The organism is Bdellovibrionales bacterium (assembly GCA_016714165.1).
In the GTDB taxonomy this organism is placed as follows: Bacteria; Bdellovibrionota; Bdellovibrionia; order Bdellovibrionales; family UBA1609; genus JADJVA01.
The window spans coordinates 1,100,309-1,125,841 of sequence record JADJNU010000001.1 but is presented as its reverse complement, the minus strand read 5'-3'; the positions used below and the strand labels follow the sequence as shown (position 1 = coordinate 1,125,841).

General features: G+C 45.7%; 27 protein-coding genes and 1 tRNA gene. 17 read left to right on the top strand and 11 right to left on the bottom strand.

All coding sequences use genetic code 11. From position 1 onward, the window contains the following. Window positions 1-180 precede the first annotated feature (180 nt). A complete protein-coding gene (locus IPJ71_05020) occupies window positions 181-1,290 on the top strand; it encodes a hypothetical protein (protein MBK7843045.1) in 1,110 nt (369 codons plus the stop codon). Window positions 1,291-1,305: 15 nt separating this feature from the next. After that, on the top strand, window positions 1,306-1,476 hold the full coding sequence (locus IPJ71_05015; GenBank protein MBK7843044.1) for a hypothetical protein: 171 nt from the start codon (window positions 1,306-1,308) through the stop codon (window positions 1,474-1,476). Between the two features lie 116 nt (window positions 1,477-1,592). On the opposite strand, the gene IPJ71_05010 is transcribed toward IPJ71_05015, so the two are convergent. The 4 genes from IPJ71_05010 to IPJ71_04995 all read right to left on the bottom strand — a co-directional run bounded on the left by IPJ71_05010 (window position 1,593) and on the right by IPJ71_04995 (window position 4,372). Continuing rightward, entirely contained in the window at window positions 1,593-2,018 is a 426-nt protein-coding gene (locus IPJ71_05010) for a hypothetical protein (GenBank protein MBK7843043.1), read from the bottom strand. Next, window positions 2,015-2,857, bottom strand: a complete 843-nt coding sequence (locus tag IPJ71_05005) for an FAD:protein FMN transferase (protein ID MBK7843042.1) — start codon at window positions 2,855-2,857, stop codon at window positions 2,015-2,017. Before IPJ71_05005 ends, IPJ71_05010 begins: the two co-directional genes overlap by 4 nt. Beyond that, on the bottom strand, window positions 2,841-3,389 hold the full coding sequence (locus tag IPJ71_05000) for an FMN-binding protein (GenBank protein ID MBK7843041.1): 549 nt from the start codon (window positions 3,387-3,389) through the stop codon (window positions 2,841-2,843). Before IPJ71_05000 ends, IPJ71_05005 begins: the two co-directional genes overlap by 17 nt. Before the next feature lie 83 nt (window positions 3,390-3,472). Next, the gene (locus tag IPJ71_04995) at window positions 3,473-4,372 is read right to left on the bottom strand and encodes a hypothetical protein (protein ID MBK7843040.1); all 900 of its coding nucleotides are present in this window, start codon (window positions 4,370-4,372) and stop codon (window positions 3,473-3,475) included. Window positions 4,373-4,602: 230 nt separating this feature from the next. On the opposite strand from IPJ71_04995, the gene IPJ71_04990 reads away from it, so the two are divergent. Beyond that, window positions 4,603-6,195 carry an FAD-dependent oxidoreductase gene (locus IPJ71_04990; protein ID MBK7843039.1) on the top strand — a complete coding sequence of 531 codons (1,593 nt, stop codon included), beginning with the start codon at window positions 4,603-4,605 and terminating at the stop codon, window positions 6,193-6,195. A 47-nt stretch (window positions 6,196-6,242) separates the two neighbouring features. On the opposite strand, the gene IPJ71_04985 is transcribed toward IPJ71_04990, so the two are convergent. Continuing rightward, window positions 6,243-7,349, bottom strand: coding sequence for a hypothetical protein (locus IPJ71_04985; protein MBK7843038.1), 1,107 nt, complete (start codon window positions 7,347-7,349; stop codon window positions 6,243-6,245). 197 nt (window positions 7,350-7,546) lie between these two features. Then, on the bottom strand, window positions 7,547-8,425 hold the full coding sequence (locus tag IPJ71_04980) for a matrixin family metalloprotease (protein MBK7843037.1): 879 nt from the start codon (window positions 8,423-8,425) through the stop codon (window positions 7,547-7,549). A 198-nt stretch (window positions 8,426-8,623) separates the two neighbouring features. On the opposite strand from IPJ71_04980, the gene IPJ71_04975 reads away from it, so the two are divergent. The 5 genes from IPJ71_04975 (at window position 8,624) to IPJ71_04955 (ending at window position 11,993) form a co-directional block, all read left to right on the top strand. Next, on the top strand, window positions 8,624-9,088 hold the full coding sequence (locus IPJ71_04975; protein ID MBK7843036.1) for an NfeD family protein: 465 nt from the start codon (window positions 8,624-8,626) through the stop codon (window positions 9,086-9,088). Window positions 9,089-9,091: 3 nt separating this feature from the next. Next, on the top strand, window positions 9,092-10,015 hold the full coding sequence (locus IPJ71_04970) for a paraslipin (GenBank protein ID MBK7843035.1): 924 nt from the start codon (window positions 9,092-9,094) through the stop codon (window positions 10,013-10,015). 2 nt (window positions 10,016-10,017) lie between these two features. Further along, on the top strand, window positions 10,018-10,932 hold the full coding sequence (locus tag IPJ71_04965; protein MBK7843034.1) for a paraslipin: 915 nt from the start codon (window positions 10,018-10,020) through the stop codon (window positions 10,930-10,932). Between the two features lie 254 nt (window positions 10,933-11,186). Next, complete coding sequence (locus IPJ71_04960; GenBank protein ID MBK7843033.1) at window positions 11,187-11,738, top strand: hypothetical protein; 552 nt, start codon at window positions 11,187-11,189, stop codon at window positions 11,736-11,738. Beyond that, on the top strand, window positions 11,739-11,993 hold the full coding sequence (locus IPJ71_04955; GenBank protein MBK7843032.1) for a hypothetical protein: 255 nt from the start codon (window positions 11,739-11,741) through the stop codon (window positions 11,991-11,993). It abuts the gene before it with no gap. Between the two features lie 128 nt (window positions 11,994-12,121). On the opposite strand, the gene IPJ71_04950 is transcribed toward IPJ71_04955, so the two are convergent. Further along, complete coding sequence (locus IPJ71_04950; GenBank protein MBK7843031.1) at window positions 12,122-13,195, bottom strand: type III polyketide synthase; 1,074 nt, start codon at window positions 13,193-13,195, stop codon at window positions 12,122-12,124. A gap of 248 nt (window positions 13,196-13,443) precedes the next feature. Here IPJ71_04950 and IPJ71_04945 point away from each other — a divergent pair, with 248 nt between their 5' ends. Beyond that, complete coding sequence (locus IPJ71_04945; GenBank protein MBK7843030.1) at window positions 13,444-13,920, top strand: hypothetical protein; 477 nt, start codon at window positions 13,444-13,446, stop codon at window positions 13,918-13,920. A 114-nt stretch (window positions 13,921-14,034) separates the two neighbouring features. Here IPJ71_04945 and IPJ71_04940 read toward each other — a convergent pair whose 3' ends face one another. Both IPJ71_04940 and IPJ71_04935 read right to left on the bottom strand, forming a co-directional pair. Next, window positions 14,035-15,072, bottom strand: coding sequence for a transglutaminase domain-containing protein (locus tag IPJ71_04940; protein MBK7843029.1), 1,038 nt, complete (start codon window positions 15,070-15,072; stop codon window positions 14,035-14,037). A 43-nt stretch (window positions 15,073-15,115) separates the two neighbouring features. Then, window positions 15,116-16,270 (bottom strand): radical SAM protein, encoded by a 1,155-nt coding sequence (locus tag IPJ71_04935; GenBank protein MBK7843028.1) that lies wholly within the window; start codon window positions 16,268-16,270, stop codon window positions 15,116-15,118. Between the two features lie 195 nt (window positions 16,271-16,465). Between IPJ71_04935 and IPJ71_04930 the strand changes: the two genes are divergently transcribed. From IPJ71_04930 to IPJ71_04920, 3 genes are all read left to right on the top strand, one after another. After that, a complete protein-coding gene (locus tag IPJ71_04930; protein ID MBK7843027.1) occupies window positions 16,466-17,668 on the top strand; it encodes a hypothetical protein in 1,203 nt (400 codons plus the stop codon). A 67-nt stretch (window positions 17,669-17,735) separates the two neighbouring features. After that, on the top strand, window positions 17,736-18,230 hold the full coding sequence (locus IPJ71_04925; protein MBK7843026.1) for a hypothetical protein: 495 nt from the start codon (window positions 17,736-17,738) through the stop codon (window positions 18,228-18,230). A 198-nt stretch (window positions 18,231-18,428) separates the two neighbouring features. Next, the gene (locus IPJ71_04920; protein MBK7843025.1) at window positions 18,429-18,899 is read left to right on the top strand and encodes a DNA starvation/stationary phase protection protein; all 471 of its coding nucleotides are present in this window, start codon (window positions 18,429-18,431) and stop codon (window positions 18,897-18,899) included. 110 nt (window positions 18,900-19,009) lie between these two features. Here IPJ71_04920 and IPJ71_04915 read toward each other — a convergent pair whose 3' ends face one another. Next, window positions 19,010-19,759, bottom strand: coding sequence for an RNA methyltransferase (locus IPJ71_04915; GenBank protein MBK7843024.1), 750 nt, complete (start codon window positions 19,757-19,759; stop codon window positions 19,010-19,012). After that, window positions 19,756-20,517, bottom strand: a complete 762-nt coding sequence (gene rsmG / locus IPJ71_04910; protein MBK7843023.1) for a 16S rRNA (guanine(527)-N(7))-methyltransferase RsmG — start codon at window positions 20,515-20,517, stop codon at window positions 19,756-19,758. Before rsmG ends, IPJ71_04915 begins: the two co-directional genes overlap by 4 nt. Before the next feature lie 118 nt (window positions 20,518-20,635). Between rsmG and pheS the strand changes: the two genes are divergently transcribed. The 5 genes from pheS (at window position 20,636) to IPJ71_04885 (ending at window position 25,425) form a co-directional block, all read left to right on the top strand. Beyond that, the gene (gene pheS, locus IPJ71_04905; GenBank protein ID MBK7843022.1) at window positions 20,636-21,661 is read left to right on the top strand and encodes a phenylalanine--tRNA ligase subunit alpha; all 1,026 of its coding nucleotides are present in this window, start codon (window positions 20,636-20,638) and stop codon (window positions 21,659-21,661) included. Beyond that, window positions 21,658-24,105: a phenylalanine--tRNA ligase subunit beta gene (locus tag IPJ71_04900; GenBank protein MBK7843021.1), complete on the top strand. Its 2,448-nt coding sequence runs from the start codon at window positions 21,658-21,660 to the stop codon at window positions 24,103-24,105. The genes pheS and IPJ71_04900 overlap by 4 nt, the downstream gene beginning before the upstream one ends. Before the next feature lie 231 nt (window positions 24,106-24,336). Further along, on the top strand, window positions 24,337-24,660 hold the full coding sequence (locus IPJ71_04895) for an integration host factor subunit alpha (protein ID MBK7843020.1): 324 nt from the start codon (window positions 24,337-24,339) through the stop codon (window positions 24,658-24,660). Between the two features lie 72 nt (window positions 24,661-24,732). Then, a complete protein-coding gene (locus IPJ71_04890) occupies window positions 24,733-25,197 on the top strand; it encodes a MerR family transcriptional regulator (protein ID MBK7843019.1) in 465 nt (154 codons plus the stop codon). Window positions 25,198-25,348: 151 nt separating this feature from the next. Further along, window positions 25,349-25,425 (top strand) — tRNA-Pro (locus IPJ71_04885). The last annotated feature ends 108 nt before the right edge of the window (window positions 25,426-25,533 follow it).

The window sequence follows — 25,533 nt, the reverse complement described above, 5'->3', positions numbered from 1 at the left end:
CGGCATATTTCAAATCAGTGGCACGGGACGACTGCAGGTCATTAAACAGGACTGGCTCTTGTGTGTATCGCTTGATGATAGGGGGGCATAATTCCAGAAGCTTGAATGTGAAATAGTTCCGCCAAAAGGAAAACAAGGCTTGGAGACACTTGGCCTTAGGATTGCACGTGAGGTTGCGATATGAATAGGATATTCCGAATAGTTCTTGCTGGGAATCCGTTGGCCTTTGGCCCTTTCTTGCTTTCTGGCTCATTTGCGTATGCTTCCATCCTCACTGAACTGAGTCTTCTTTTGGAACATGGTCAGTCAGGAACAGCCTGTGCCCGGGCTTTGCTTGAAGACTCGAGTGGCTTGGGAGGGTCGAGTGAAGAGCGAGGGGGTCATGGGGAAAGAAGCAGTTCTCGTCATGTGGAACGGAATGCAGACGATATTGTCCGTGAAATAAAATTGATTCTAAATTCCGGCCTACGTTATGAGGATATCTCTACAGCACCCGTAGAGCCAGTTGCCTGGTTGAGATCAAGGGGAAAAAAGGTGGGACCCGCTAAGGATCAGGAACTAGATGGATTGTTGGCGCTTGCGCTCAAGGATCCCGGATTGGTTGCAACCCTTAAAGATAGCCCGTCTGGTAGAGCAGACGGGCACTCCTTGATCCACGTCATACACCAACTTCTGGCCGAAAAACCAGATGAATTTGGCCTCGTGGCAGCAGCTGTTTATGAAAAAAATCCGGCGAAGTTTGCTGCTCTCCTTAAGATATTGAGTCTTGAGGGAGAGGGTGATTTTGCGATCCGCACTTATCTTCATGAACTCGGTTTTAGCTTCGGATTCAGGCATGAGCGACCACCTTTCTTCCAATCTAAACAGGAGGTGTTGAAACAGTTTGGAAAACTCGATGGTGAGTATTGGGACGTAGGCAGCGGAATTGGAACGGCCGACAGATTATTTATCGATCTGCTCCCTGAAAATCATTATGTCTTCTTTGATATTTCACCTCTCATCGTAGGATATCTGAACGGAGTGATTGCAAGACATGGTTTTAATGCCGAAGCGATTCAGGCCGATGCCCGTTCGTTGTCACGGTCTGGTGATCGAACGGTGTCCGTGGTGCGAATGAAAAATGTTTGGGGATATGTTCGAGGTGCAGGTAAGTATTTGATTCAAGCAACCGATTTGATTCAGCCTGGCGGGCACCTGATCATGCAGGACACGACGTTCTGGCCACGCAATCTTCTGCGCCTTCTCACTGTCAGCAGGGAACCAACTTTAACTCTTCTTCAGCAGGAATGAACACTCTCCTATGACATGGATGAAAAGGACGGTCGGGGAATGTACACAATTGTGCTGACAAAGCCAGTTGAGGGTGTAGCGAGACGTATTTCAGAGAACGCGTCTTTAAAGCTGTGGGAAGAAATGCTTGCAAAAGCGCCCAGTGCTATTGTCGAAAAATTACCGGCGCCGACTCAAAAAGAGTGACCATGATGAAGGGCTTCAAGTTCCTTTGAAATTAGCAATCAAGGTTTAGAGTCTTTTTTTGGTATTGGCCTTCCCTAATATCGGTTATCGTCGGCTATGGGATGACTGGCAAGTATCTATTTCTTCTGAAGAACAGTGTGAAAGACGTAGGGGCCCGCAAAAAGAATGCCCAAACCCAAATGGCAAGAGCTCAAGCCAAGAATGGCAGTTTGATTTCCCGCATAGAGGAGGCCAAATCCAGAAAGGACGAGAATTAAAAAAGATCCCAGCAGAAATCCGCCGCTCAAGCGAGCCTTATGTTTTCTCCACCAATAGCGCATATGAATGCTCCATAGGGCTCCGAGTATGGCAATAGAGATAAGGCCAAAAAGTGTGTGGATGGCAATGACCCATGGGTGAGTATCCGAATTCAGCTTCCAGGCGATATCCAAATCAAAGCGGGTGAAGAGAGTCGTTGGCGCTATGAAGATGCCACTCGCGAGGAGCACAAAAATGCAGGCATGTATCAATCTGTTCGAAAACCACTTTGGATATCCCTTCATCCAACCCCTCTTTCTGGATCCTGAATCAAATGTCCTCCGAGTCTCGAAACTGCGAACTCGCGATCTCTCTGAGAGCTGACCCCGGCAACTTTGGTTAGGGCATCCGCTAGCCAGGCGCTAGGAGCGATCACACTCCATATACCATTTTCAGCTGAATGGTCGCAAGCGGCGATAATTTTTCCGGGAAATAGGGATGAATCGCTGTCGGAGGTTTCAGAGGTGGCGAGTGCAGAATTTCGAAGGCCACCCAAAAGTGGAAGTTTGCTATCTGGACGACTTGAATTTCGTTGAAACACTGGCAAGGTTAGGTCGCCAAAAACGCGCAAGTCACCCCCTGCGTTGACCCAGCCTAAGCTTGCGCCATGAGTTCTTAATTCCTTTACGGCCAAGTCTACTGCGAAGCCCTTGGCAATGCCATCCAAGGTAATGACTATAGGGCGTCGAAGTCGAACCTTTTGTCCACGAATCTCGAGGTCGTCGGCTTGACCAATCATCAGTTTTTTTCCGTTTTCATGAATGGGCAAGGCACCCATTTTCTGTAATTGAGCACCAACTGTAAAATTAAAGAGTCCTCTGCTCTGCTCGGTTATTGCGCGGGCCAATCGCAACACGCATATGCTCAAGGGATGCGCGGTGACTTCCTCTCCTCGTGCGCTATTGAGCCGCGATAGATCACTTCGGGGGTCATGAAAGGAGAGATGCCTTTGAACGGTTTCTATACGATCAAATGCCCTTTCAAAAGCTACGTCGCAATGTTGAAAAGCTCGTGAGAGACCGATTTCGACGTAGGTTCCAAGTAGAGGGCGCATGCGGCGACGATACTTATCCACCGTTTTCATTCAATACTTTATGTAAGACCAGCAGTCGCTTCACTCCATCAAGGAGATTTCGGCAGGACAAAGTCGCACCGCTTATATTTGAAACATCAACGTCAAGCTTAAATGGGTTGTCGAGTGTCTTGCCATTGAATTGTTTGCGCCACTCGGGCTTTCGAACTTCACCGCCATGAGTTTCTCGATAGGACATTACTTCAATTCCCAAGACTTTTCTATCTGGTGAAATGGCCGCAGCAAAGGTAATGAACTCATGTTTGCCAATGACCTCATCAACAAAAAACCATCCGAGCACCTCGTTTTTCGAAAATGCCTGCCAAATTTTCGGATTTTTAGTTCGCTGACGGACTCCAGAGAGTTCTTTGATTTTGTCTATTTGTTCCTCAGTGAGCTCGATCGATTTTACTTCAAACCTGTCTGCACTTGGCAAAAGGATTTTCTGTGCTTCATTGACAGAAAGGTAGTCAGCTGCAAACGTCGAATTTGTGAGAGCCGCAACTGGAAGCAGCCAAAGCCCATATAATCTGCGAGCATCCATTTTACGCCTTTAACCAAGTTTATGCCATTAATCAGGCCCCATTTGGGTTGCATTCAAATTGGGTTCAAATAATTGAATTGGGTTCAAAAATTAAACCCAATTTTTAGCCGAGTCTCTTGTTCTGTCTTCTCAATCAAATGCAGATTCGCCTTTTTTTCTTGATCGGGATATTTTTCTCCGCCACCGTCAATTTGGGGGAACCAAGTGAGAGTGACCCACCAGATCTCGCTTCCATAGTGAAGGCTGGGGCCCGAAAAGAGCGAATAGCGTTCGCGCCCTATTTCAGTTTCGTACTCCACCTCATAAATGGCTTCTGCGCCGATATACCAATTGGGAACAAACCGATAACTCAGACCTGTTCCAAGTTTAGTTTCAATTTCCATCTCAGGTTCAGTTGGCCAATCGAATCCGATCGGAAGGTCTGCGACTTCGCTGCGATCTGCATGGGTGGCTTCCAATCCCAGATTTCCCACCCAAACGAACTGTCCTTCCAAAAAATATTTCTGCATCAAAAGAGTTGTTTCAAATGAGTAGGTTGTCTTGTTTTGTCCAGAGTGCGGATCTAGCCAGGTTTGATGAAAACCCCAAAGTAGGCTCAAGCCAAAATCGTCTTTAGCGGGACTCAAGAAATTGTACTTTGCCTCCAGTTCATACCCTGAGGGGCGGAGCCCGAAACTATTATCTTTTGGTAAATAGCCGTCAATGACCAGACCACTTGTGTTGAGTGACTGCATTTCCAATGCAAATTGAATATTAAATTTGTCTGTGACCCCATACTCGACTTCTGTGTAAGAATCTAAGGATTGGTAATGACCCCTGCCCTTGCCATTTCGTGATGTGATAAATTGGTAAAGGTCCCAGCTACCGGCGGGGACAGTTTCGGATCCTCGCACATAACCAAGCAAATGCTCATCTGCGAAGACAGCGGCCTGGAACGTCGCGCAATAACCAAAAATCAAGGCAAATCTAACAAATTGTTTCATCATGTTCGTCCCCTAATTTGATATGGTTGGGCCACATGCGGGCTCCCTCCATAATGGGCGATATAGCTCATTCATCCTTCGAAAAGCAATTTTTTGCTGTTTAATTTCAGTAATGACACACAATTGAGAATTCGAGTGTTGAACCTCATCGAAGATTGAATATTGAGGCACGTAATCTTAGCATAGGGCTGTCGCCAGTCGAAAATGCGGCACATCTTGGAGGCTTTCTTATGGGACATTTGCCAATCGTTAGGAGGATTCGTTCGCTTTCCTCAAAAAAGATTTCTCGAAGACGTTTGCTTCAGTGGTCTTTGCTTTCGGCTACGAGCATGTTTGTAGTCCCTCGCACTTGCGGGAGGGATCTTCGAGTGGGAATCATCGGATCAGGAGCAGCAGGATTGGCGGCAGCTTATTGGCTTAAAAAACACCGGGTTTCTTTTCAACTACTTGAAGCCTCCGGTCGATTCGGCGGGAGGATTTTTACTTTGGATTCATGGAATGATCAAATGCAATTTGTTGAGCTAGGAGGTGAACTCATCAACACGGGCGATCAAGAAACTCTCTGGCTTGCGCGAGAATTGGGGGAAGAGCAGAACCGCATGCTGAACTCAAATAAAGACTTTGAACCACAGGATTTGAGGATTCTTAAATTCAAGGACGAGGAATTAGATCCGAAACTTCACGCTTCTCTATTTAACCTTAATGGACAAGTTTATGCCGAACAGAAATTTCTCAAGGCTGTGTCTCAATTGGTCCCTCATTTAGCTAAAATGAACAAAAACATTTTTGGCAATTTTGATGGAGACTTTACTTACCTCACTGCAAGCAGATTTCCAGATGGGAGGAGGATGGATCAAACTTCTCTCTCGACATTGTTGAATTCTTGCAGATCATTCGCGGAGCCATGGTGTCTTGAAATTCTTCGATCCGCCTACGAGGCAGAATTTGGATTGTCTGCAGATGAGCAATCTTCTCTCAATTTTCTCCTGATGTTCGATACAGACTTGGCCGATGGATTTTCGCTCTACGGAGAAAGCGACGAGGCCTTTCGTATCGGCGGTGGCAACTCAGCTTTGACTCGGGCGACAGTGAACTCTTTGAATGATTACAATCAAAACAACCTGGATCATTACCTACAATTTGATCGTCAGCTGAGGTCGATCAACCGTAGTCGATCAAAATTTATTTGCCATTTCGAGAGGGGACGAAGCGAAGAATTCACTCATTTGATCGTCGCAGTGCCTATCACTCAACTGAGACGTATAGAAGGCTGGGATAAACTAGATATCTCAAAACCAAAAAGACAGCTTATTCGTGAACTGGGAATGGGGCAGAATTCAAAAACTATGCTTGGCTTCAAACAGCGCTTTTGGAGGCAAAATCCCATCTTCGAAGGGCGCGGTTCTCAGGGTGAGATGTATCTGTCAAAAGGAAGCAGCATTGTTTGGGAAACGAGTCGATTGCAATCGGGCCAGACCGGAATTCTCACACTCTACTCAACTGGAGAGACGGCCAAGCAAGCGGGAGCGTATCCGGATGAACCTCTGCAAATCATCAAAGATAATTTTAGTTCTCAAGCGGGAGCCTTTTTCTCGGGAGACAGAATTCATTTTAATTGGCCACGCTTTGGGTTAACAGAGGGCTCATTTTCTTGTTTGGGACTGGGGCAGTTTAGCGAATTCTGGGGATCTGGATCAGAACCTGAGTGTGAAGGTCGCCTCATTTTTGCTGGCGAACACACGTCAGTAAAATCTCAGGGATTTATCAATGGGGGAATTGAATCAGGATTGAGAGCTGCCCGCCAGATTCTAGAAAAAATCTAGACTTCCTCAAATGGGAGTTTAAATGAGACTTAAAATGGCAGACTTTGTTAATTGCCATCGAGAGAGAGGAGGAACTCTTTGGCTCGATTGCTTATTCTGGGTTCCCATTTGTGTATGATAGATTTGATCTCAAGTACGACTGATTTGTATAGGGGTCTGTTATAATCGCGAAATTCATTCATGAAAGCCATTGTGGTTTCTAAGTCGGCCGTTATGATCACACTGGCGAAAACATCAGACCATGGCATGGCCCAAGATATTTTCCGAGTCCGAATTTTTTTTTGGAATCCGTTCCATCTCGGTTCGAGGTCTATAATGTTAAGAAAATCTTCTGATTTTTGTTCTTCTATATTGGAATTTCCAGCGAGAAACTCTTCATAGTATCCTTCGGCGTCAATGACTAAAACTTGGTCTGAATTTGTTCGCATAACCTGGAACAAAATTTCATGTTCGGGGAGGTGGTCCAGATGGATTGTGCGAAAGCGATTCATAATTGTCGCGAGTTGACGAAGAGTTTGAATGCTTGGCGAAGTGAAGGGAATAAAATTACTGCCAATAATAAGGTCTGTGATCAAGTGAAATCTGGTTCCCTCTCGGGCTATGCCATGAAAAAGAGGGCCGACTCCAATTGCGCTGAGAAGCATAGCCCCTTTTGCTTCATTCATTCGTGCAGCTTCTTCGGTTGTTGTGATCAGGGTTTTGACAACCACAGGTCGTCGATTTTGAAGAAAACCCAACCTAACAAGCCCCTGTCCCGCCTCCTTTTTAGGTGTGGCAATAAGAATGGAAGTGATTGTCAATTCATTTATCTCAGGCAATGCCGATAGCGATCCGAACAGTGTTTGGGGATTCAGACTGATCGGTGGTCTTTGCTGAGAGGCGTAGGGAAACTGACTCTCATCGATTTTGTCTGTGAGCAAGACTTCTGTGATTTCAAAGAGGTCTGCGTGGATTTGACCATGGTTCCTCTTCTCATCAAAAGGAACAAGATTTTGGCGGTTTAGCCATGGAAGACAACTTCCCGGCCCCTGCAACAACAAAGAAGCAGAATTTGACTGTGGCATTGCCGATGCTTCGATCCGAATGATGAGAAAAATAAGAACAGTCAGCCCGCCGATATAAAATTTGCCTGGATCTTTGTTCCAACGCGACACATATTCTCCAACGTAAATGGATGTATTAAGAGTTTAGTGCCGATATGTTTAGCAGTTCTTGGGCCAAACGCCAGTGCTGCATTAATTTTCCTTCATCGGCGTATTTCTCATCGTTGTCGGGTTTTCAGGATTTCAATGCGAGGCCCCTTTAAGGAGCCCCCTTTTTTTTTGCGAACTAGTTTGATCGGTCGAATGAGTCATTGGCCTTTTGGTCCGATGAGCGCTTGTGCTCGAACCTTTTCAATTTGTTCAGCATTCAGTTGGAGGGCCACAGCGGCATTTCCTGGGGTCATAAGATTGCCCGGAATCTGTGTGTGATTAAGTCCAAGGGCATGAGCTATTTCGTGTGCAAAAATTGTATAGTGAAACTCACCGTCCTTATTTTGTTCGGCAAAAAATGATAGTTTTGCAATATAAAGACCTCCGGCAGGGATTGGCATCTTCCTGACAATTCCTGTTCTCCAAACGATTCTATCCGTTGGGTATGGAGGCACTATTTTTGCAAATTTTTGTTTGGTAGTGGTGTTGTCTTCCGGATCTACAATATCGAACATTGCTGCTGAGACTGATCTTTTTACGGTAGAAATGACATTAAATTCAATTTTGGCCTGTGCGAATATTTCATTCGCCTTCGAAACCAGTTCTGCAACTTCATCCTCATTGAGGGTGCTGCTGTAGTCAGGTTCCCCAGCGAAGTCATAGAGGTAAACTTCGAGTGGCAGAGAGATGACTTTCATTTCTGGTTGCGGATCTCCATCTTCGGAAATTTCCCCTGAAGTCTCGTCGGCGTTTGTCGGAGGCGTCGAATTTTGGTCATTTTTCGATGCGCAGCCAGAAAAGAGAAGAATTGAAGCGAAAATTACTTCGCCTCCAAACCGGATGGCTTTTGATATGTTCATGTCCTTTAGGTGCCAGTTGATTGAATTTTTCAGTTCCAAGTTAAGCTCCTTGTTAAAGTTTCTAAGACTAAGACGATTGGATTGTGATTTTGGTTCCATTAAAGTTTGAGTTAACAAAATAAATCCCATGGCCATGCGGACGTGAGGCAAGCCCCCTGAAATCAGGGAGGACGTCATGAAAAGTCCTGTTTTTAAATAGTTAGCGCTTTTTAAGACAGTTGCACGATGACGGGTCTCTGTTAGCAGGAGAAATGGAAGTGAAAAGGGGCACTAAGAGAATCTGTAATCGACTAAATTTAAGAGTTTTTAACAAGAATGCGCAATGCCTTTAAAATGTCTTGAATATTGGTCGCAATAGGGTCTAGGGTCTCAGTTATGTTGGATTCTATGCTTCAGTTTTGGCTCTTGTTTGGGGCCGTTTTAGTGTTTGCCGAGTTGGTCTTGCCAGGTCTCGTTTCTGTTTTTGTGGGACTGGGGGCCTTCAGTGTTGCGGCTTTGTTGCATCTGAATTGGATTGAAAGCGTCCCTGCTCAGCTGGCGGCCTGGTTTGTGAGTTCCACTATTTACATATTTACGATCCGTATTTTGGTTGTGCGTTTCTATCCCAGCGACACAGAAAAGCAAAATATCGACGAGGATCAGGCTATGATTGGCCGAACGGTCGACGTGGTGGAGTCCATTTCTTCAACTCGTCCGGGCCGCGTGAGCTTCGGAGAATCGACTTGGACTGCCAAATTGAATGGTGAAGAAGAAATTGGCGTGGGCGAGAAGGCCGTTATTGTCGGTCGTGACAATATTTCATGGATTGTAATGAAGATTGGTAAAACCGAGGAGAACTAGGCAATGCTCAGTGCGATGTCCATAACTATCATAATTATTGGTTTTATTGTTTTTAAAACAATTATCATTGTGCCTGAACGGGAAAACGTGATCGTTGAAAGGTTAGGCAGGTTTTTAACGGTGCTAAAGCCAGGCCTTCATTTTTTGATTCCATTTTTTGATAGAGCGGCTTATCGACAAGAAGTTCGCGAGCAGGTCATCGATATTCCACCGCAAAGCGTAATTACGAGTGACAATATTCAAGTTGAAATCGACGGACTTCTTTATTTGCAGGTGATGGATGCAAAAAAAGCAAGTTATGGAATTGGAAACTATCTGGCGGCCAGCATTAATCTGGCACAGACGACGATGAGGTCTGAAGTGGGTAAGATCACTTTGGGAGAAATTTTCTCTGAGCGAGAGGCCGTGAATGCAAAAATCATCCCTGAAATAGACAGAGCTTCTGAACCATGGGGGATAAAGGTTTTACGTTATGAGGTTCGCGACATTTCTCCCACTCAGCACGTGATTGAAACCCTTGAACAGCACATGGAGGCCGAACGAGAAAAGCGAGCAGAAATCACTCGCGCCACAGCTGAAAAAGAAAAATTGATCAATGTGTCGATGGGCGAAAGGCAAATGGCGATTAATCTTTCTAACGGAGCCAAACAGAAGCGCATCAACGAGGCGACGGGACGGGCTGAGTCCATTCGGCTCATTGCCGATGCGACGGCGAGGAGCTTGCAAATGATTGGTGAAGCCATCGAGCAGCCTGGCGGAAAGGAAGCCTTGAAGATGAAGTTGGTCGACCAGTACATTGATCAACTTGGCGAAGTGATAGCAGGTGGAAAGGTGTCCATGTATCCGGTCGAATTGGCCACCTTAAAGGGAATTGTCGAAGAGCTTAAAAATCCGGCACCTCAAAGTGCCAAGGCCTTGGAGAAGTAAAAATGTCAATCGATTCACTGATTTTTGTCTCTCTTTTGGGGATCATATTTCTTTTTGTCTTGAGCGCATTGATTCGATCCATTCAACTTGTACCGGCCCAGTCCGAGTACATTGTCGAAAGATTCGGACGTTATCATGCAACCATTAAGGGTGGTTTTCATGTGCTTTTTCCTTTTGTGGATCGCGTGGCTTACTATCAGGATCTAAAGGAACACACGATGGAGGTGCCTCCCCAGAGGTGCTTTACGAAAGATGAAATTCAGGTTGAAGTGGACGGGGTCATTTATTTGAGAGTCATGGATTCGGCCAAAGCGAGTTATGGCATTACTGATTTTCGGTTTGCGTCCGTTCAGTTGGCTCAGACGACCACTCGGGCTGTGATAGGAACTTTAGATTTGGATCGAACTTTTGAAGAAAGAGAAGCCATCAGCGGTAAGGTTGTTGGCGTGCTCGATCAAGCTGCTTCGAAATGGGGAATTCATATCTTGCGATTTGAAATTAAAAATCTTATTCCACCAGAATCCGTCCGACAATCCATGGAAAAACAAGTCACGGCCGAACGAAATCGTCGTGCTATTGTCGAAAAAAGCGTGGGAGCGAAGCAATCTCTGATCAATACGTCTGAGGGACAAATGACCGAAATGATCAATAGGTCTGAAGGTGAGATGCAAAAGCGTATCAACGAGGCTCAGGGCAGAGCCCAAGAGATACTCTCTATTGGAGTGGCCACCGCTGAGTCCATCACTAAAGTGGCCCAATCTCTGACGAGCGTTGGCGGGAAGAATGCCATGAAGCTAGAGCTTGGCCAAAAATATGTCAGCACGCTAGGGCAGCTAAAGACGGGAAGTCGGGTTATTTTGTCGGGCAACCTCATGAATATGAATGAAATATTGGAAGCGATGGAGCTTGCTTTGTAAGCTTGGACTCGGGGCCATTGCTGTTGCTACTGTAGTTGGTCATTTGTCGAACTATCGAGGAAACTTCTCAATTTTTTGAGATTCAATTTTTTCGACGACCATTCTGAGCCCATTTTCGCAAAATTGGATACCAATCAACAGAGAGGGAGATTGAGGCCCATTATGGCGAGGGTCCGTCTATTGCATTTGGACTGAGGCTAAATGGAGAGGTCTCGAATCTTCCGCCAGCCCTTGAGGGGGTCGCCGAGGGACACGTGCGGCAAGAGAATGCCGCTCCCCCCTGGGTCAAGAAGTTGCAAAAAAAGAAGGTGTCTGAGTATTTTCCGCGAGACTTCAATGATCAGTCGCCAAGCTGGCAACAGGGAATTCGTCGATTGACTAGCGATGCGACAAAGCTTCATGAATACTACGAGGAACAAAACAAGTCAGGGTCATATGCCCTTTTCGTTGAGAAGAAACTCGCTCCTTTTATCGCCCAATTGACGGCTAAGAAGCTGAAATCTGCTTATAGACATACGAGAGTCTCAACGCCAATTTCTGAGTGGACCGTTGAAATTTTGGTCGTGACCGAACAGGTTGCTTATCTTGGGCGCTTACCTAACTTTATCAAAAATGCTCTAGGACTTTTGGTGGGTCGTCACTTGCGCGGAGCCTCGGCAGTGGCTGGTGTCGTTGTGTTAGGGGCTATTGGGGCGGTCACCGCTCAGCACTTTGATCTGCCTTGCCCTCAGGTTGGATGGTCGGTGCCGCAATTGGAAGTGTTATCGGAGGGGCCTTTCAGGCGGGCCCTTTGGCAGCGATTTTAAATGCTGCCACAGCATGGTTTATTCAGCCAACGACAGAATATATCAGAGTTCTTTCTGCGCGATATACCGGCTCCTTGGGAGCAGGCCATAAATCACTTCTATGATAAATTCAAGCCAACGCCTTCGGCCGTAGGTGATGCCGAGAGAAATGAAACGCCCAATGTTCCGACCGTTGAGCGGGATGGAATGGATTTCGCTGGAATGTCGGAGGAAGAACAAAGGAATAATTGGGGAAAAGTTGCGCCTCAGCTCTAAGACCCAGTCCTTGAAAGCCTTCAATTGGGAAAGAGCCCTCGGCCCTATCTCATGTTCGATTCTCTTCTGGAATGCGATGATCAAAATAGAGGTGATCTTAAAGGCTATTGTACGGATCATCAGTCATTTTAGTCCCACTGAAGCATGACGAGTTCAGAGCTAAAACCTGGGCCGAGAGATCCGATCAAGCCATATTCTCCGGATTGTTGATTCCTTGCCTCTAGAAAGCGTTTCAATACGAAGAACACCGTGGCACTTGACATGTTTCCGAATTCACAAAGTACGTTAAACGAATGTTCAAGCTTATCAGTGGACAGGTTGAGTCCATCCGCATAGGCTTGCAAGACTTTAGTTCCTCCAGGATGAAGGATGAAGTGATGGATTTCACTGAGAGAAATTTTTAAGTCACAGAGGAATTCTTCGATATTGCGCTTAACCAGTGAAGTCACAATCGAAGGGATATCTTGAGAGAGTCGAACTTTAAATCCATCTGCGGTTGCTTGCCAGCTCATGATATCAAGTGAGTTTGGATAGATCGTGGAGAAGCTTCCCAAAAGAGAAGGCTGCGAGTGCGCATCCGAATGTTCGGGACTGGGGACGAGATCGCCAAACACGGCACAGGCGGCGGCCCCATCGCCAAAAAGGGCCGCGGAGACGATATTGGTTTTATTTAATTCATTGATTTGAAAAGAAAGGCTGCATAGTTCTACTGCAATGACCAGCGCACGATGACGAGGATAGGCCATCAGATAGTCGTAGGCTCGGGCCAATCCGGCGGCGCCACCTGCGCAGCCGAGGCCCCAAATTGGAATTCTTTTGATATGGGGATTTAAGGATATGCGATTAAAGAGATGGGCATCGATACTCGGTGTAGAAAGTCCAGTGGTTGAGATAAAAAAGACGACGTCGAAGCCACCGGTATCAATGCTGGATTGAGTCGCAACATCGATAGCAACTCGTTCAGAAAGATCCGCTGCGGTTTTGATATAAAGTTCATTCGTTTGTGTGAAAGAATGCTTTGACCTGAACCATTCTAGATCTGCGCTCAGATGGCGTTTCTGGACCTTGACGCTATCAAAAACGGGGAGGAGACGTGTGAATAGCTCATGCTCACCATAAAGCGATTTTGCGAATTTTTTAATTTCCTCTTGAGGAATCACATGCGTGGGATTTGCTGTCGATACCGCTGCAATTCTTGGCATTGGAATCCTTGGTAAATGGATAAGGATTTTCTGATGGCCCAGAATAGTCAAGAACTTCAAAATGAATAGGAATCTTTTCTTTGGACAGCTATTTTCGTTTTCGAGGAGGCTAACAGGAATACGCCACTTTTCTCTTTAATGAAATTTATGCAATTTTACCTTGCAGCCTTCCGTCCTGGCCAAATATAGTATTATGCCAGTAATATTCTGTGCAAACTGGATTTGCGCACACAAGGGAGTGAGCTGAGATGAAGCTATTGAAATGGCGATGTTTTTTGGTATGTCTGACCTGCTTTTTTGGAAGCTTGGCTCAGGGCTACTCTTGTTTGGTCAAAGAGCAGGGGGCGGATGTTTCTCCTGTGTTGGCCAAGACGCTACTTGGTCCCATCAGGCTGGCCGAATTGCACGAAAAGCAATCTGCTTCGATAGAGGTTTGGAGGGCTGAGGAGGTTTTATGGAGCTTCACGAGGACTTCAATATTTTTGGGAGTCGAGGCTCGGAAGGCATCCGGTGAACTCATTAAATCTGCGCGGGTGCGAGAGGGTGAGGAATTGGTTGTATCATTGGAATCTCATGGTCAGAATTTAGACTGTCATTATCCTCCTAAAGCCGAGTCAACGGGCGGAGATTCTGGTCCCGCTCATGAGGATGATCAAGTGGAGTCATTCCAGTCGGCAGTAATTATTCCGACGGACATCTTAGAGTTTTTCGGTCAGGGTTTCTGAAGAAACGACTGCTGGTATTTTAAATTGCATAAGCTTATTTTAGGCAATGAGGGCTAATTGAATCCTAAAGTGGATTGAATTCGACCGATTGTCTTCGCGAATCTGTTTATTCAGTTATTTGCGAGAAGCACTCAGAGAGTAAGCAACTTCCTTGGGGTCTATGCCGTCTGGATTGAGTCCCTTACTTACGAGCAAGGGATACATAAAATAGTTAATCGGAATTTTTTTGTCCTTTGATCTCACCAAAAAATCACGTCCGTGATTAAAGGCGATCCAATTTCCTTCCCAGGATCCAAAAAATTTTCGTCTTAAGCTTTCAATTTTTGGATCGTCAAGGCTTAATTTTTCCTCAAGGATGACCTTTCGAATATCAGCAGGATCGACGGGAATCCATGCCTTCATTTTTTCTGAATAGTACTCGGCTCGGCAGTGTTGACCCTTTGAAACATCCCCCGTTTTTCCAAGCGAGGGAGACTCAATGGAAGAATCAACTCTGATTCCAAAGACTTCGCGCGCGGGAATTTTCGCAGCCCGTGCAAGTCCAACAAATAACGAATTGAGATCTGCGCATTTTCCTCCCAAGGTGTTAGCTTTTAAGGTTGATTTGACATCTCCTAGTCCACAACCGCGAACATTTGGATCCCGGATCGATTTGTCAACAATCCAGTTATAAATGGCTTCAGCCTTTTTATCCGTATCTGATAGATTGCCAACGATCTTCGATGCTGTTTCTCTGACAATTCCATCTGTTTGAACGTGAGATGTGGCATTTATATACCTGTTCACTGTCTTGAGGGAGCTAACCTCCGGTGTGGCCTTTCGTTCGTTTTGAATGCGAACAGTATGACTGATCTCAAATTCGGGCTTGCTCGCCTTGATCCACGTGACATGCAAGAGGGGAACAGAATCAATATTTTCAATTTTGACTTGATCAGCATTGCCAGAGTATCGCTGCGAAAGAACTGTCTGATACCCGGTCAAGTCCATGGGAATCGGAATCCACAATTCAACCGCTTCGTCACGAACGAGCGGTTTAAATTCTTGTTTAAATTCAATGGTCCTTTCTTCCTGGATGTGTATCGCAAGGGCTGCAGGAAAAAACCAGTTTAAAGTTGTCGTGAGCAAAAAAAATCGCAGTATCAAAGACAGCATCTAGAATCTCCTAAAATCGCCTTTTTGGGTTAAATATTTTGTTTCATCCATGAATTTCAAAAAGGGCCTTTTCGGACTCTTCGTAGTCAGCCAGATGTCCCTCGTAGTTCGGGGCAAAGCGGATAATAGGAGAAATATTGAGTTGGCCATAATTTCGGAAATCCGGTATTTCATAAATTTTTCTTGTTAGCGTTTCAGCCTGAGGTCCGTATCCAGGAGGAACCATCAGGCGAACTCCGAACCACTGCCAGCGCAAATCTGCTGAGGCCTTTTTCTTTTCAACTATTGCTTGAATTGTTTCAAGGAGCTTTTCTTGGTCGGCAAATTCAAAATGAACGCTAATACCAATCTGAGTATATGAAATGAGCTCCTCGTAATACTCCGGTTGCCTGCTCCCGTTGGTTGTGACGTGACAATAATGCTGAGACCCCGGTTTATTTTCTGGAGGACGATCTTTAATCCATTTGAGGAGATCCACAAAGGAGGGATTGATTGTGGGTTCTCCACCACTAAAATGAAATTTGCATTGATCATTTTTAACAAAAGCCCGAAAGATATTTTGAAGGCCCTGTTTGAGCGAACCCCAGCTGCGGTGAGCCTCATAGTTGTTGCTCGACGAAGGAGGACAATAGCTGCAGCTGTAATTGCAGCGGCGACTGATTTCCCAAGTGACTTGTTTGGGAATACATTGGCTTTGATAAATTGGTTGAACAGCCAATGCTTCGAGAGGGGCATCAGCCAGCTCTTTAACAGGGTCGAGGTAGGCCAACTGACGGTGTTCCGGAGAACGGAATTTTCTGAGAGCCATATCAGTTCCGCACATGCACCACCTTTTTTTGCAAAGAATGAATTCGGTCGATAAATCGACAAAGCTCTCAAATACGTTTCCGAGAAAACCGCCCTCTCTGCAAACAGCACCAAAAATATTTCCATCGTGGGTGACACAAAGATTTTCAACACTTGCAGCGCAGAGCCAGCCTTGCCATGAGTTAAGTTCCCGAGCCATCAGTTCTTCAGCAGAAAAACTTTTACCCTCTTGATGGGAATTAATCAAAACAATAGATTTGTTGCCGGAGGGATTGTTGAGGCTTTTCGTATTGTCACTCATGGGCCCGATAATTCCATGTCCTCTGATCATTTGTAAAGTGCCATCTTTGTCAAGATGTGCGATTAAATCCCTAATATTGCGCTCTGGCATGGATGTTGAATTAAACTTGTCTAACAGATTAGAAAAAGCAGAGGCTTGGAAATGATATATGTCCCACTGACAAGAGCATGGCACTTTTTGACAGAAGTGACTCTTTCATTGTCACTTTGTTTTGGAGTCACTTCGTTGTTTCAGATTCCATCTCTTGCTTCTCAAAGGGATGGAGATCAGTCGTGTAGACATCAAATGGGCCTATCAAATGATAGGCAAAAGTCATGGCACAGCTGGAAGCCAGGGGACCAGATCACTCTTTACCAATTTTACAGACTGTTTGGGGAAAAATATGTCATGAGAGTTCTTTTGGATGGAGGTCCAATTGCTATTCCTCGTCCCTACTTTGCCATCGACTCAGATCCAAACGAATTTGATTTTGCAGTTCAGAAGAGGAATGAAATGATTCAGCGGATGAAAAACGATATGATGAGGGAATATCTTAGGAGTTATGGATCAGATCGGATTCAGGAGGGTCTAAATTATGTGAACGCTTATCGCTACAATCCAGTTCAAGATCTCAGTTCACTTCTAAACGTCGGTCGTCTCGAAAGTCGTTACAGTCTGGTCAAGTTTATTGACGAAATGGCCAATGGGGTGATTGACTACCCCGTGGTTTATAAGCCTAACCATTCAGGGCTTGGTTCTGGTGTTATTTTTTTTGAACCATCGGCCGTTGGTCAACTAAATATCACAGTTTCAAAACTGGTCGACACAGAAGACGAATCTGATTGGATACGTTTCTTAAAGAAGGAAGGATTTGAGTCAGTTGGTGGGCAAGATGTTTATTCGTTGAGAGTCTTGCGGCGCCATTCTCGACCCACTCTAGAAAAGCTACTTCATAAGGTGGCGACTTCTCATCCGGTCAAATATGACAGAGGAATGTTTGAAAGAATGGTCGATCCCATAAAGGTTTCAGGTAAGGCCTACGAGACAAGACATATGGTCTCGGGAGAGCTTGTATCGGGAAAGGTAGAATTGGCGAAATCAGATCCAAATGACAGATACGTGAGGTGGTTTGCCAGGATTGGATCTTCGAGATTTTTATCAAATTTCGGAGAAAGAGCTGAGGCTTTCGAATTGAACGAGCCAGAGATGTATAACCCACTCTTTCGACGATTTAACATGTCACCGGGCGATAGACAAAAATTTGCATTGTACGTTGAAGATCTTATAAAAAAGGAGATGAAATACTTATTGGAACGGTATCGAGATGGAGGAGTTTCTTTAGACATTGAAGTCAACGGGGCCTTTGATTTGATGTGGTTGCCGCCCGCTGGTGAGGGTGGGTTTCCAGTTCCCATTCTGATTGAAGCTGATATGTCCATTGCATTTCCTAAATCCAGGTTTCCAAATGGGCCACCAAAGACAATTGAGATTTCCATTCCCTTTCCCTAATTCAGCGAGAAGTTCTGAACACATTTGATTGAAGTTGGCGCCCTTATTGCTAAAGCTCTTGGTTTATATGAGTCCAATAAAGTTGATCAACTGCCTATTTTGTTTTGTACTGTCCATCCTGCCTTGGAGCACGTGTTGGTCGTCCCAGCCTATCGAAGAAGGCAAATGCCTCCACGCGCTTGCGGGGTCTCGGGATTATGCATTTTCTTCACCTTTAACGAGAGAAGATCTGGAGAATTTCTGGAAACCAGGTGCAAGGTCAAAATTGATTAAAGAAATTGATGGTTTTGCCAGAGATTTGCCGTCTGATGGTATCTTGGCGAGAGGAATGAGAGTTACGCGCAGAGACATTGAAAGGATTCGGCTTGCAGGTATGAAGCCCAGCGATTCTATTACTCATAAATTGTTTTTTGATCATAACCCAAAGGTAGCGATACTTCATGCATTTATGGGTTCTAGAAGGGCTGATTTTAGTTATCCGGGTCCTCAGGAAGACTATTTTGCTGCTGTTTTGAACTCACCAAACACTCTGAAGAAAGAGAAAATATTGCTTGGTCTGTAACAATTCACGAGGATATACCCGCGCAAAATTTGGGACGGATATGGGTATTTCATAGAACGGACTCCCGTTTTTATCTCCTGCCATGAGAAATGCCACCGACTCCAGAGGGAGCCTGGGCTGTCACCGCATATCTTTATTGATTAGAAATTCCTAGTGGCGTAGTGTGGGGCGAACGCTTAACGACAAAGGAGTATTTTTATGAAAATCGATATCGGAATTCCCGAAAATGATCGTAAAGCCATTGCTCAGGGACTATCAAAACTTCTGGCAGATAGTTATACCTTGTACTTGAAGACGCACAACTATCACTGGAATGTCACGGGTCCCATGTTTCAAACTTTGCATCTGATGTTTGAAACTCAGTACGATGAGCTCGCGTTAGCTGTAGATATGATCGCCGAAAGGATTCGTTCTCTAGGTGAAAAGGCCCCAGGCAGTTACACTGAATTTCAAAAATTGTCCTCGATCAAAGACGAAACAGGTAGCCCCGAGGCTCGCGAAATGATTGCGAAGCTCGTTGAAGGGCATGAGGCTGTCATTCGTACTTCACGCTCTATTTTTCCTCAGGCAGAAAAAGCACATGATGAGGCCACTTGTGATCTTCTCACTCAGCGAATTCAGATTCACGAGAAAACGGCTTGGATGTTACGAAGTCTTCTTGAAGGCTAGTGACGATAGTAATCAAAGAGATAAGAGATAAGAGATAAGAGATAAGAGATAAGAGATAAGAGATAAGAGATAGCAAAGTTTTCTTTGGGTTCTCTTGGGTGCGCCTCAGTTCAGTCCAATGGGTGCTGCAGGCGATAATGGAAGAGCGCGATGCTTGCCGCGCTCACTGCATTGAGCGATTCCAGATTTTCAGACATGGGGATTTTGAGGCACAACGAACCTCTTTTATTTGGAGGAAGCCCATTTCCTTCTTCACCGAAGAGCAATCGGCCCGACTGGGGCCAGCTAAATTCTGTGAGTGAACGACCCGAATTATCAAGGGCAAAAAAATCTCCGAGGTCTTGTTGGATCGAGGGGCCCCATTCAAGATTTAATCGAAAACAACTTCCCGCCGAGGAGCGCACGGCCTTGGGGTGGAACGGGTGAGTGGATTCCTGAAGAAGAATCACCTTGCCCACCTTAAAGGCTTCACAGCAGCGAAGAAGGGCTCCCAAATTTGAAGGGTCTCCCAAGGCAGAGAAAACCTCAAGGCCATGCGGGGGCAGGTTGGGGTCCCAGTTGGCAATAGCTGGCTGTCGGGCCACCAAAATCGGAAACTGCGTTGAAAATATGTCTATTTGCCGAAACAGCTCTTTCTCGAGGAGAAACAAAGTACAAGGAGAGGCGATGGGCAGAAGTTCTCTCTGTTCGGGGGAAGTCAAAAGGATCCCACTGATACATTCAGGATGGCGATTCAAAAATTCTGGGACAAGTTTTCGGCCTATGATCAGGAATTCAGATGACTTTTTGAGATCTGGCCCTTTGAGGAGATCTTTCCAACGACGATAGTTGCTGTTGGCTTTACTCGAAATAACTTTCAAAGTGATTTGTCCTGCGAGGACTTCAATTTGCGGTAAACAAGCAATCGTCTGCGGTGAGGAGTCGATGGAAGATCGTAGGCCACGTCTTTTTCTAGGCGAAAGAGATCTCCCCATCGTTTGTGGGCTTGCTCAATTTCAATGTCGACACTTGGGCCCTTCATGAGGTAGATGGCGCCGCCGGCCTGAAGGCAATTTGAGACGTTCAACAGAGTTTCGCTAATATCAGAAACTGCTCGGGTGATAACGCCCGCCACAGGATAAGCAAATTCAGGGGTAATGTTTCGCCCTATGACTTGAAGGTCTTTGAGGTCCAATTCCTCTCTCACTTTCTTGAGGAATTGGACGCGCTTTTCGACGCCTTCGGCTAAGATGATGGGCTTTTCAGGAAATAGAATCTTCAACGGAATTCCAGGAAAACCGGGGCCAGTTCCCATGTCCAGAAGTGGAAAAGTCAATTTGACAAATTGGGTGATAATCAATGAATCAATAAAATGCTTGATGGCAACGTCGCGCAGAGAGAGGAGACGTGTGACATTGTTTTTCTGTTGGTGCTCCATAAGAAGGCGATAGAATCGAGTGAGGTCTTGGCGCTTCTCATGTGGAAAATCCCTAAATCCGTGGTGGCTAAAGATATCAAAGATGCGATTGTCGGCCTCGATAAAATCATAGATTTTTTCGGGCTGGCGGTGGCGGCCACGCAGTCCGTGAGTTTTTGCAAATTTGCCGCCTTTTTCAGCGACACTGGGAGATTTTTTCATGTTAGCTTTGGGCGGGTTACCCTTTTTGGGCGAGCCTTTCCGGCTGGGACTTGGTTTTCTTTGCGTCATCCTCTCTTAATAATTGAAGTGAATTGTAAAATCATTCAATAATCGCCGGATGCTCTCAGAAAAAGTTAATTCGGTACATAAAGAAGCGAATGCGGCATTTTTGGCTGCAAAAGATTCCAAAGAACTTTACGAACTCAAAGTAAAATACCTTGGAAAACAGGGCCAACTCTCGCTTTTAATGCGTGAAATGGGCCAGCTTTCCCCCCAGGAAAGGCCTGTTTTTGGAAAATGGGTCAATGAGGCCAAGCAATCCCTTGAGGAGGCCTACGCAAAAAGGGAATTGGACCTTGGCCAAGCAGAGCTGATGGCCCAGATCGAAAAGGAGCAGCTTGACCTCAGTTTGCCGGGCCCCCCGGTTGCTAAAGGCGGCAGACATCCGGTTTCAAAGGTGATCAATGAGATAGTTGGGATTTTGGAGAGAATTGGCTACAGCGTTCGAACCGGTCCAATGATTGAAGAGGATTGGTATAACTTCGAGGCTTTAAATATTCCCCCAGATCACCCTGCCCGCGATATGCAAGACACTTTTTATATCGATGACACGCACGTTTTGAGGACCCATACAAGTCCCGTGCAGATCCATACGATGGAGAATGAGAAGCCACCCTTGAGAATATTGGCACCTGGTTCTGTCTTTAGGTGTGACAGTGACATTTCCCATTCCCCCAATTTTCATCAGATTGAAGGCCTCTTAATTGATCGCAAAGTATCAATGGCGCATTTGAAGGGAACGATCTCCTTTTTTGTGAAGGAATTTTTTGGCAAGGATATTCAGGTTCGATTTCGGCCGAGCTTTTTTCCGTTCACGGAGCCCTCGGCTGAAGTTGACTGTTCTTGTCCCATTTGCAGGGGTAAGGGGTGCCGAATGTGCAAGAACTCGGGTTGGATAGAAATTGGAGGATCGGGTTTGGTAAATCCGAAGGTCCTTAGCCATTGCAAAATTGATCCGGAAAAGTGGCAGGGCTTTGCTTTTGGGTTTGGAATAGAGAGAATGGCCATCATCAAATATGGAATCGACGATATTCGGTTATTTGCAGAAAATGACATTCGTTTTTTGAGGCAGTTTGAATCATGAAACTATCAATGAAGTGGTTGAGCGATTATGTCGATGTTCATGAATTCTTTTCTGAGCCCGAGAAATTGGCCGCTCGTTTGACAGCGGTGGGGATTGAAGTTGAAGGAATTGATGATCTTGCAAAAAAATATCAGAATGTGGTGATCGGCAAGATCCTCGTAAAGGATGTGCATCCTCATGCAGATCGGTTGTCTCTGTGCCAGGTGGACGTCGGAGATGGAAAGAATCGACAAATTGTTTGTGGAGCTACAAACCATCAACAAGGTGACAAGGTCGTGGTTGCCCTGCCAGGCGCGGTATTGCCTGGAAATTTTGAAATTAAACTCTCGAAGATTCGCCAAATTGAAAGTCAAGGAATGCTGTGCTCTGAAGTTGAGCTCGGTTTGGCAAAGGAGAGCCCAGGAATCATGATTTTACCTGGAGAGGCTCCACTCGGAACTTCCTTTGCCGACTTCAGGGGTCTGAACGATGTGATTTTTGAGCTCAGTGTAACTCCAAATCGGGCGGATTGCCTCAGTCACTTAGGTTTGGCAAGAGAAGTGGGAGCTCTTCTAGGAAGAAATGTTCAGCAGCCCTCTGTCGAATTGAAAGAAGCAAAAGGGGATTCAACGCAAGAGCGAGTGAAGTTAGAAATCAAAAATGCAGACCTTTGTCCGCGCTATGCGGGGAGAGGTATTTTTGGAGTCAAGGTGGGGCCAAGTCCTGATTGGCTCAAGTCTCGCTTGGAAAAAGTGGGAATCAATTCTATTAACAACGTAGTGGACGTAACCAATTACGTGATGCTTGAATTTGGCCAGCCACTCCACGCATTTGATTTAAGTCTGTTAAGAAACAAGACAGTCATTGTTGAAAAAGCCTTAGCAGGTGAAAAATTTATTTCTTTGGATGGAACAGAACTGCAGTTTTCGGGCGAAGAGCTCGTGATTCGAGATGGGTCTGGACCTGTTGCTTTAGCAGGAGTTGTGGGGGGCTTGAATTCGGGAGTTAGCGAGGTCACCTCTGATCTTTTTATCGAATCAGCCTATTTTCTTCGTGAGTCTGTTCGCAAGACGGCCCGCAAGTGGGGCATTGATACGGATTCAAGTTATCGATTTAGTCGTGGAACAGACCCAGAGGGAGTGCTTCGTGCGCTCAACAGAGCCTGCTCGCTGATCCTTGATGTCGCTGGGGGATCCGTCAGCAGAGATTTTTACGATGCTTATCCTCAACCCTTTAGCCGTCGGCCCATTTCCATTCGCCACGAGTATCTTGAAGAGCGATTGGGTTACCCGGTACAGATCGAAAATTTTGAAAAATGGATGAAAAGAATTGGCTGTCAGATCCGGCCGAGTACCGAGGGAGACTGGCAAGTTCAGCCCCCGCCTTATCGGTGGGACTTGGATCTGGCTATCGATTTGGTTGAGGAATACGCTCGTTTTGAGGGCTATGACCAGATTCCAGAAGTGTTTCCTCCCTTGGTGGCATCGCCGTCGACTCACGCTCCTCAGTTTAGATTGGAAAATCGGCTCAACGATTGGATCGCCGCCGAAGGTTATTTGCAGGTCGTGAACTATGGATTTTTTGGCAGCCAGGGGCGCGCTGATTTTATTGGAGATCCGACGAACCTGAATTCTGTCGGATTGGCGACCCCCTCTGAAGGAGTGAAGGTCCGAAATCCCTTGAACGACGAAACCAATGAAATGCGAGTGAGTTTATTGCCCGGTTTACTTAAAAATCTCGTGTCTAATTTTCGGCAAGGGATGAGTTATGGCCGTCTTTTTGAGACCGGATTTGTGTTCTCTCAAACTGAGAAGGCTTACAAAGAAGAATCGCGTGTTGCCTTGGTAGGTTGGGGACAACCGAAGAATATTTGGGCCGGAGGGGGCGGTGAGGCATGTCCGACCGTTTACTCATTGAAGGCGAGCCTTGAAAATATTTTAAGTAAGCTTTTGATTGGATCTTACCAGTGGCGAAAGTTGAGTGGTGAGATTGCTCCGAGTTTTGTTCATCCTGGCCAGGCGGTGGGATTGTTTGTAGAGGGAAAAATGATCGGGGTGCTGGGAAGTCTCCATCCTTTGCTGGCTCAACAGCACAAACTTAGAACTTCTGTGGCGGTGGCAGAATTTACCTTTGAGGGTCTGGTTCGTGGACAGCCACGGGTTCCTAAAGCAAAAGCTTTTTCCAGGTTCCCTTCGGTAGAGAGGGATTTGGCCTTTCTGGTGCCCTCCTCTGTTGAGGCCGGTGAGATTTTGAAGGAGATTCGCAAACAAAGTGGTCCTCTTTTAGAGGACGCGTCCATTTTTGATGTGTACGCTGGGGATCAGCTGGGAGAGGGGATGAGGTCTATCGCTTATCGAATGGTATTTCGCGATTTAAATGGGACTCTCAATGAGACTCAACTGGTTGAGTTGCAGAACAAATTGGCCGATGCTGTTAAGAAAAAGTACAAGGTTGAGGTTCGCTAGCTGAGAGGCCGGCTGGAGTGGAGTCCGCAAACCGTGCCAACGCAAAGAGTCACTTGAATCCTGGGTTTTTCTCGATCGAAGGGCGAGGGGAGCCGCGAATAGTGGCCCCAACTCCACAAATTAATTGAAAGTTTTCAAGGACTTGGTAGCCTATGAGTGGGATGTAACACGAAATATCCGATAAAAAAGAGGTTCAAGGATATGCCCCAACAAAATATTAGTAAGTCTACGATGACGAAGGCCGATATTGTCGAGAAAGTTTACCAGAAAATTGGTTTCTCAAAGAAGGAAGCCTCCGAGTTGGTAGAGCTGGTATTTGGGTCATTGAAGGACACCCTTTGCAAGGGCGATAAGGTGAAAATCTCTGGTTTTGGAAACTTTGTGGTTCGAGAAAAAAAGGAAAGAATTGGTCGAAACCCTCAGACTGGAAATCAGATCAAGATCAGCGCGCGAAGGGTGTTGACGTTTCGTCCCAGCCAGGTATTAAAAGCCGTTCTGAACGGAGAGGATATCTCTCTGGCCGTTGAAGATGATGACGGCATTGATGTAGGCTGAGAATTCTGCTTAAAAAAAATTGCGAGATGGGCGATGCTGAGGCCTGTGGCAGAGCCTTTCATGAGGACATAAATGACAACAGATTGGATTTTCGAGACAAAAGATCAGAAGGCATTCGCTCCATCCACTGAACCAGACCTTGAGCTCGTTGATACGAGGTTTGCAAAACAGCTAGAGAAAATTCCAGACAAAATGGCATTTAAAATTGGTGAAGTCGCCCGGTTGATTGGGGTTAAAACCTATGTGTTGCGTTACTGGGAGACTGAGTTTGAGGCCTTGAATCCAAAAAAATCCAGAAACAACCAACGCGTGTATGAAAAAAAAGACGTGGTGATGGTCATGATGATCAAGAAGCTTCTCTACGAAGATCGTTTCTCGATTGAAGGGGCAAAGACAGCTCTGAGAAAGTTAAAAAAAGACACTCGCAAAGCAACAGAAATTCGCCAATTAGGATCACATCTTGAGCAGGTAACAGATCAATTGCGAGACCTTGTTGATGAGATATCCCGAGTCAAAGTCCTATTTAATGCTGAGTGATGCCTCATCTTCATTTAATCAAGATGAATCCTGTTTAATGATGTTAATGACGTTAATGACGTTGAATCAACTGCAATCATGTTGACAGATTCTTGAATTTCAAAGAGAAACGACAAGAGCACATTCAGTGAATGAAAATCATTAAAGGCGTCGGACCGTAGCGCAGCCTGGTAGCGCACAACCTTGGGGTGGTTGGGGTCGCAGGTTCAAATCCTGTCGGTCCGACCAATTTCTTCAAAGATGACACTATGATTGGTTGATTGGTTCCGAGACTCAGGTTCGGTTCCGGTTCTACGGTTCAGGCCAGAAAAGGCTTGATCTCCCTGATCAGGTCTA

Excerpts from the sequence above, each read along its gene's own strand:
- IPJ71_05015 (MBK7843044.1), top strand. The coding sequence starts at position 1,306 with ATGGATGAAAAGGACGGTCGGGGAATGTACACAATTGTGCTGACAAAG.
- IPJ71_04990 (MBK7843039.1), top strand. The coding sequence starts at position 4,603 with ATGGGACATTTGCCAATCGTTAGGAGGATTCGTTCGCTTTCCTCAAAA.
- IPJ71_04895 (MBK7843020.1), top strand. The coding sequence starts at position 24,337 with ATGACGAAGGCCGATATTGTCGAGAAAGTTTACCAGAAAATTGGTTTC.
- pheS (MBK7843022.1), top strand. The coding sequence starts at position 20,636 with ATGCTCTCAGAAAAAGTTAATTCGGTACATAAAGAAGCGAATGCGGCA.
- IPJ71_05020 (MBK7843045.1), top strand. The coding sequence starts at position 181 with ATGAATAGGATATTCCGAATAGTTCTTGCTGGGAATCCGTTGGCCTTT.
- IPJ71_04900 (MBK7843021.1), top strand. The coding sequence starts at position 21,658 with ATGAAACTATCAATGAAGTGGTTGAGCGATTATGTCGATGTTCATGAA.
- IPJ71_04955 (MBK7843032.1), top strand. The coding sequence starts at position 11,739 with ATGCTGCCACAGCATGGTTTATTCAGCCAACGACAGAATATATCAGAG.
- IPJ71_04925 (MBK7843026.1), top strand. The coding sequence starts at position 17,736 with ATGAGTCCAATAAAGTTGATCAACTGCCTATTTTGTTTTGTACTGTCC.
- IPJ71_04975 (MBK7843036.1), top strand. The coding sequence starts at position 8,624 with ATGTTGGATTCTATGCTTCAGTTTTGGCTCTTGTTTGGGGCCGTTTTA.
- IPJ71_04970 (MBK7843035.1), top strand. The coding sequence starts at position 9,092 with ATGCTCAGTGCGATGTCCATAACTATCATAATTATTGGTTTTATTGTT.
- IPJ71_04890 (MBK7843019.1), top strand. The coding sequence starts at position 24,733 with ATGACAACAGATTGGATTTTCGAGACAAAAGATCAGAAGGCATTCGCT.
- IPJ71_05005 (MBK7843042.1), bottom strand. The coding sequence starts at position 2,857 with ATGAAAACGGTGGATAAGTATCGTCGCCGCATGCGCCCTCTACTTGGA.
- IPJ71_04950 (MBK7843031.1), bottom strand. The coding sequence starts at position 13,195 with ATGCCAAGAATTGCAGCGGTATCGACAGCAAATCCCACGCATGTGATT.
- IPJ71_05000 (MBK7843041.1), bottom strand. The coding sequence starts at position 3,389 with ATGGATGCTCGCAGATTATATGGGCTTTGGCTGCTTCCAGTTGCGGCT.
- rsmG (MBK7843023.1), bottom strand. The coding sequence starts at position 20,517 with ATGAAAAAATCTCCCAGTGTCGCTGAAAAAGGCGGCAAATTTGCAAAA.
- IPJ71_04940 (MBK7843029.1), bottom strand. The coding sequence starts at position 15,072 with ATGCTGTCTTTGATACTGCGATTTTTTTTGCTCACGACAACTTTAAAC.
- IPJ71_04995 (MBK7843040.1), bottom strand. The coding sequence starts at position 4,372 with ATGAAACAATTTGTTAGATTTGCCTTGATTTTTGGTTATTGCGCGACG.
- IPJ71_04935 (MBK7843028.1), bottom strand. The coding sequence starts at position 16,270 with ATGCCAGAGCGCAATATTAGGGATTTAATCGCACATCTTGACAAAGAT.
- IPJ71_04930 (MBK7843027.1), top strand. The coding sequence starts at position 16,466 with ATGGGCCTATCAAATGATAGGCAAAAGTCATGGCACAGCTGGAAGCCA.
- IPJ71_04980 (MBK7843037.1), bottom strand. The coding sequence starts at position 8,425 with ATGACGTCCTCCCTGATTTCAGGGGGCTTGCCTCACGTCCGCATGGCC.
- IPJ71_04965 (MBK7843034.1), top strand. The coding sequence starts at position 10,018 with ATGTCAATCGATTCACTGATTTTTGTCTCTCTTTTGGGGATCATATTT.
- IPJ71_04920 (MBK7843025.1), top strand. The coding sequence starts at position 18,429 with ATGAAAATCGATATCGGAATTCCCGAAAATGATCGTAAAGCCATTGCT.
- IPJ71_04945 (MBK7843030.1), top strand. The coding sequence starts at position 13,444 with ATGAAGCTATTGAAATGGCGATGTTTTTTGGTATGTCTGACCTGCTTT.
- IPJ71_05010 (MBK7843043.1), bottom strand. The coding sequence starts at position 2,018 with ATGAAGGGATATCCAAAGTGGTTTTCGAACAGATTGATACATGCCTGC.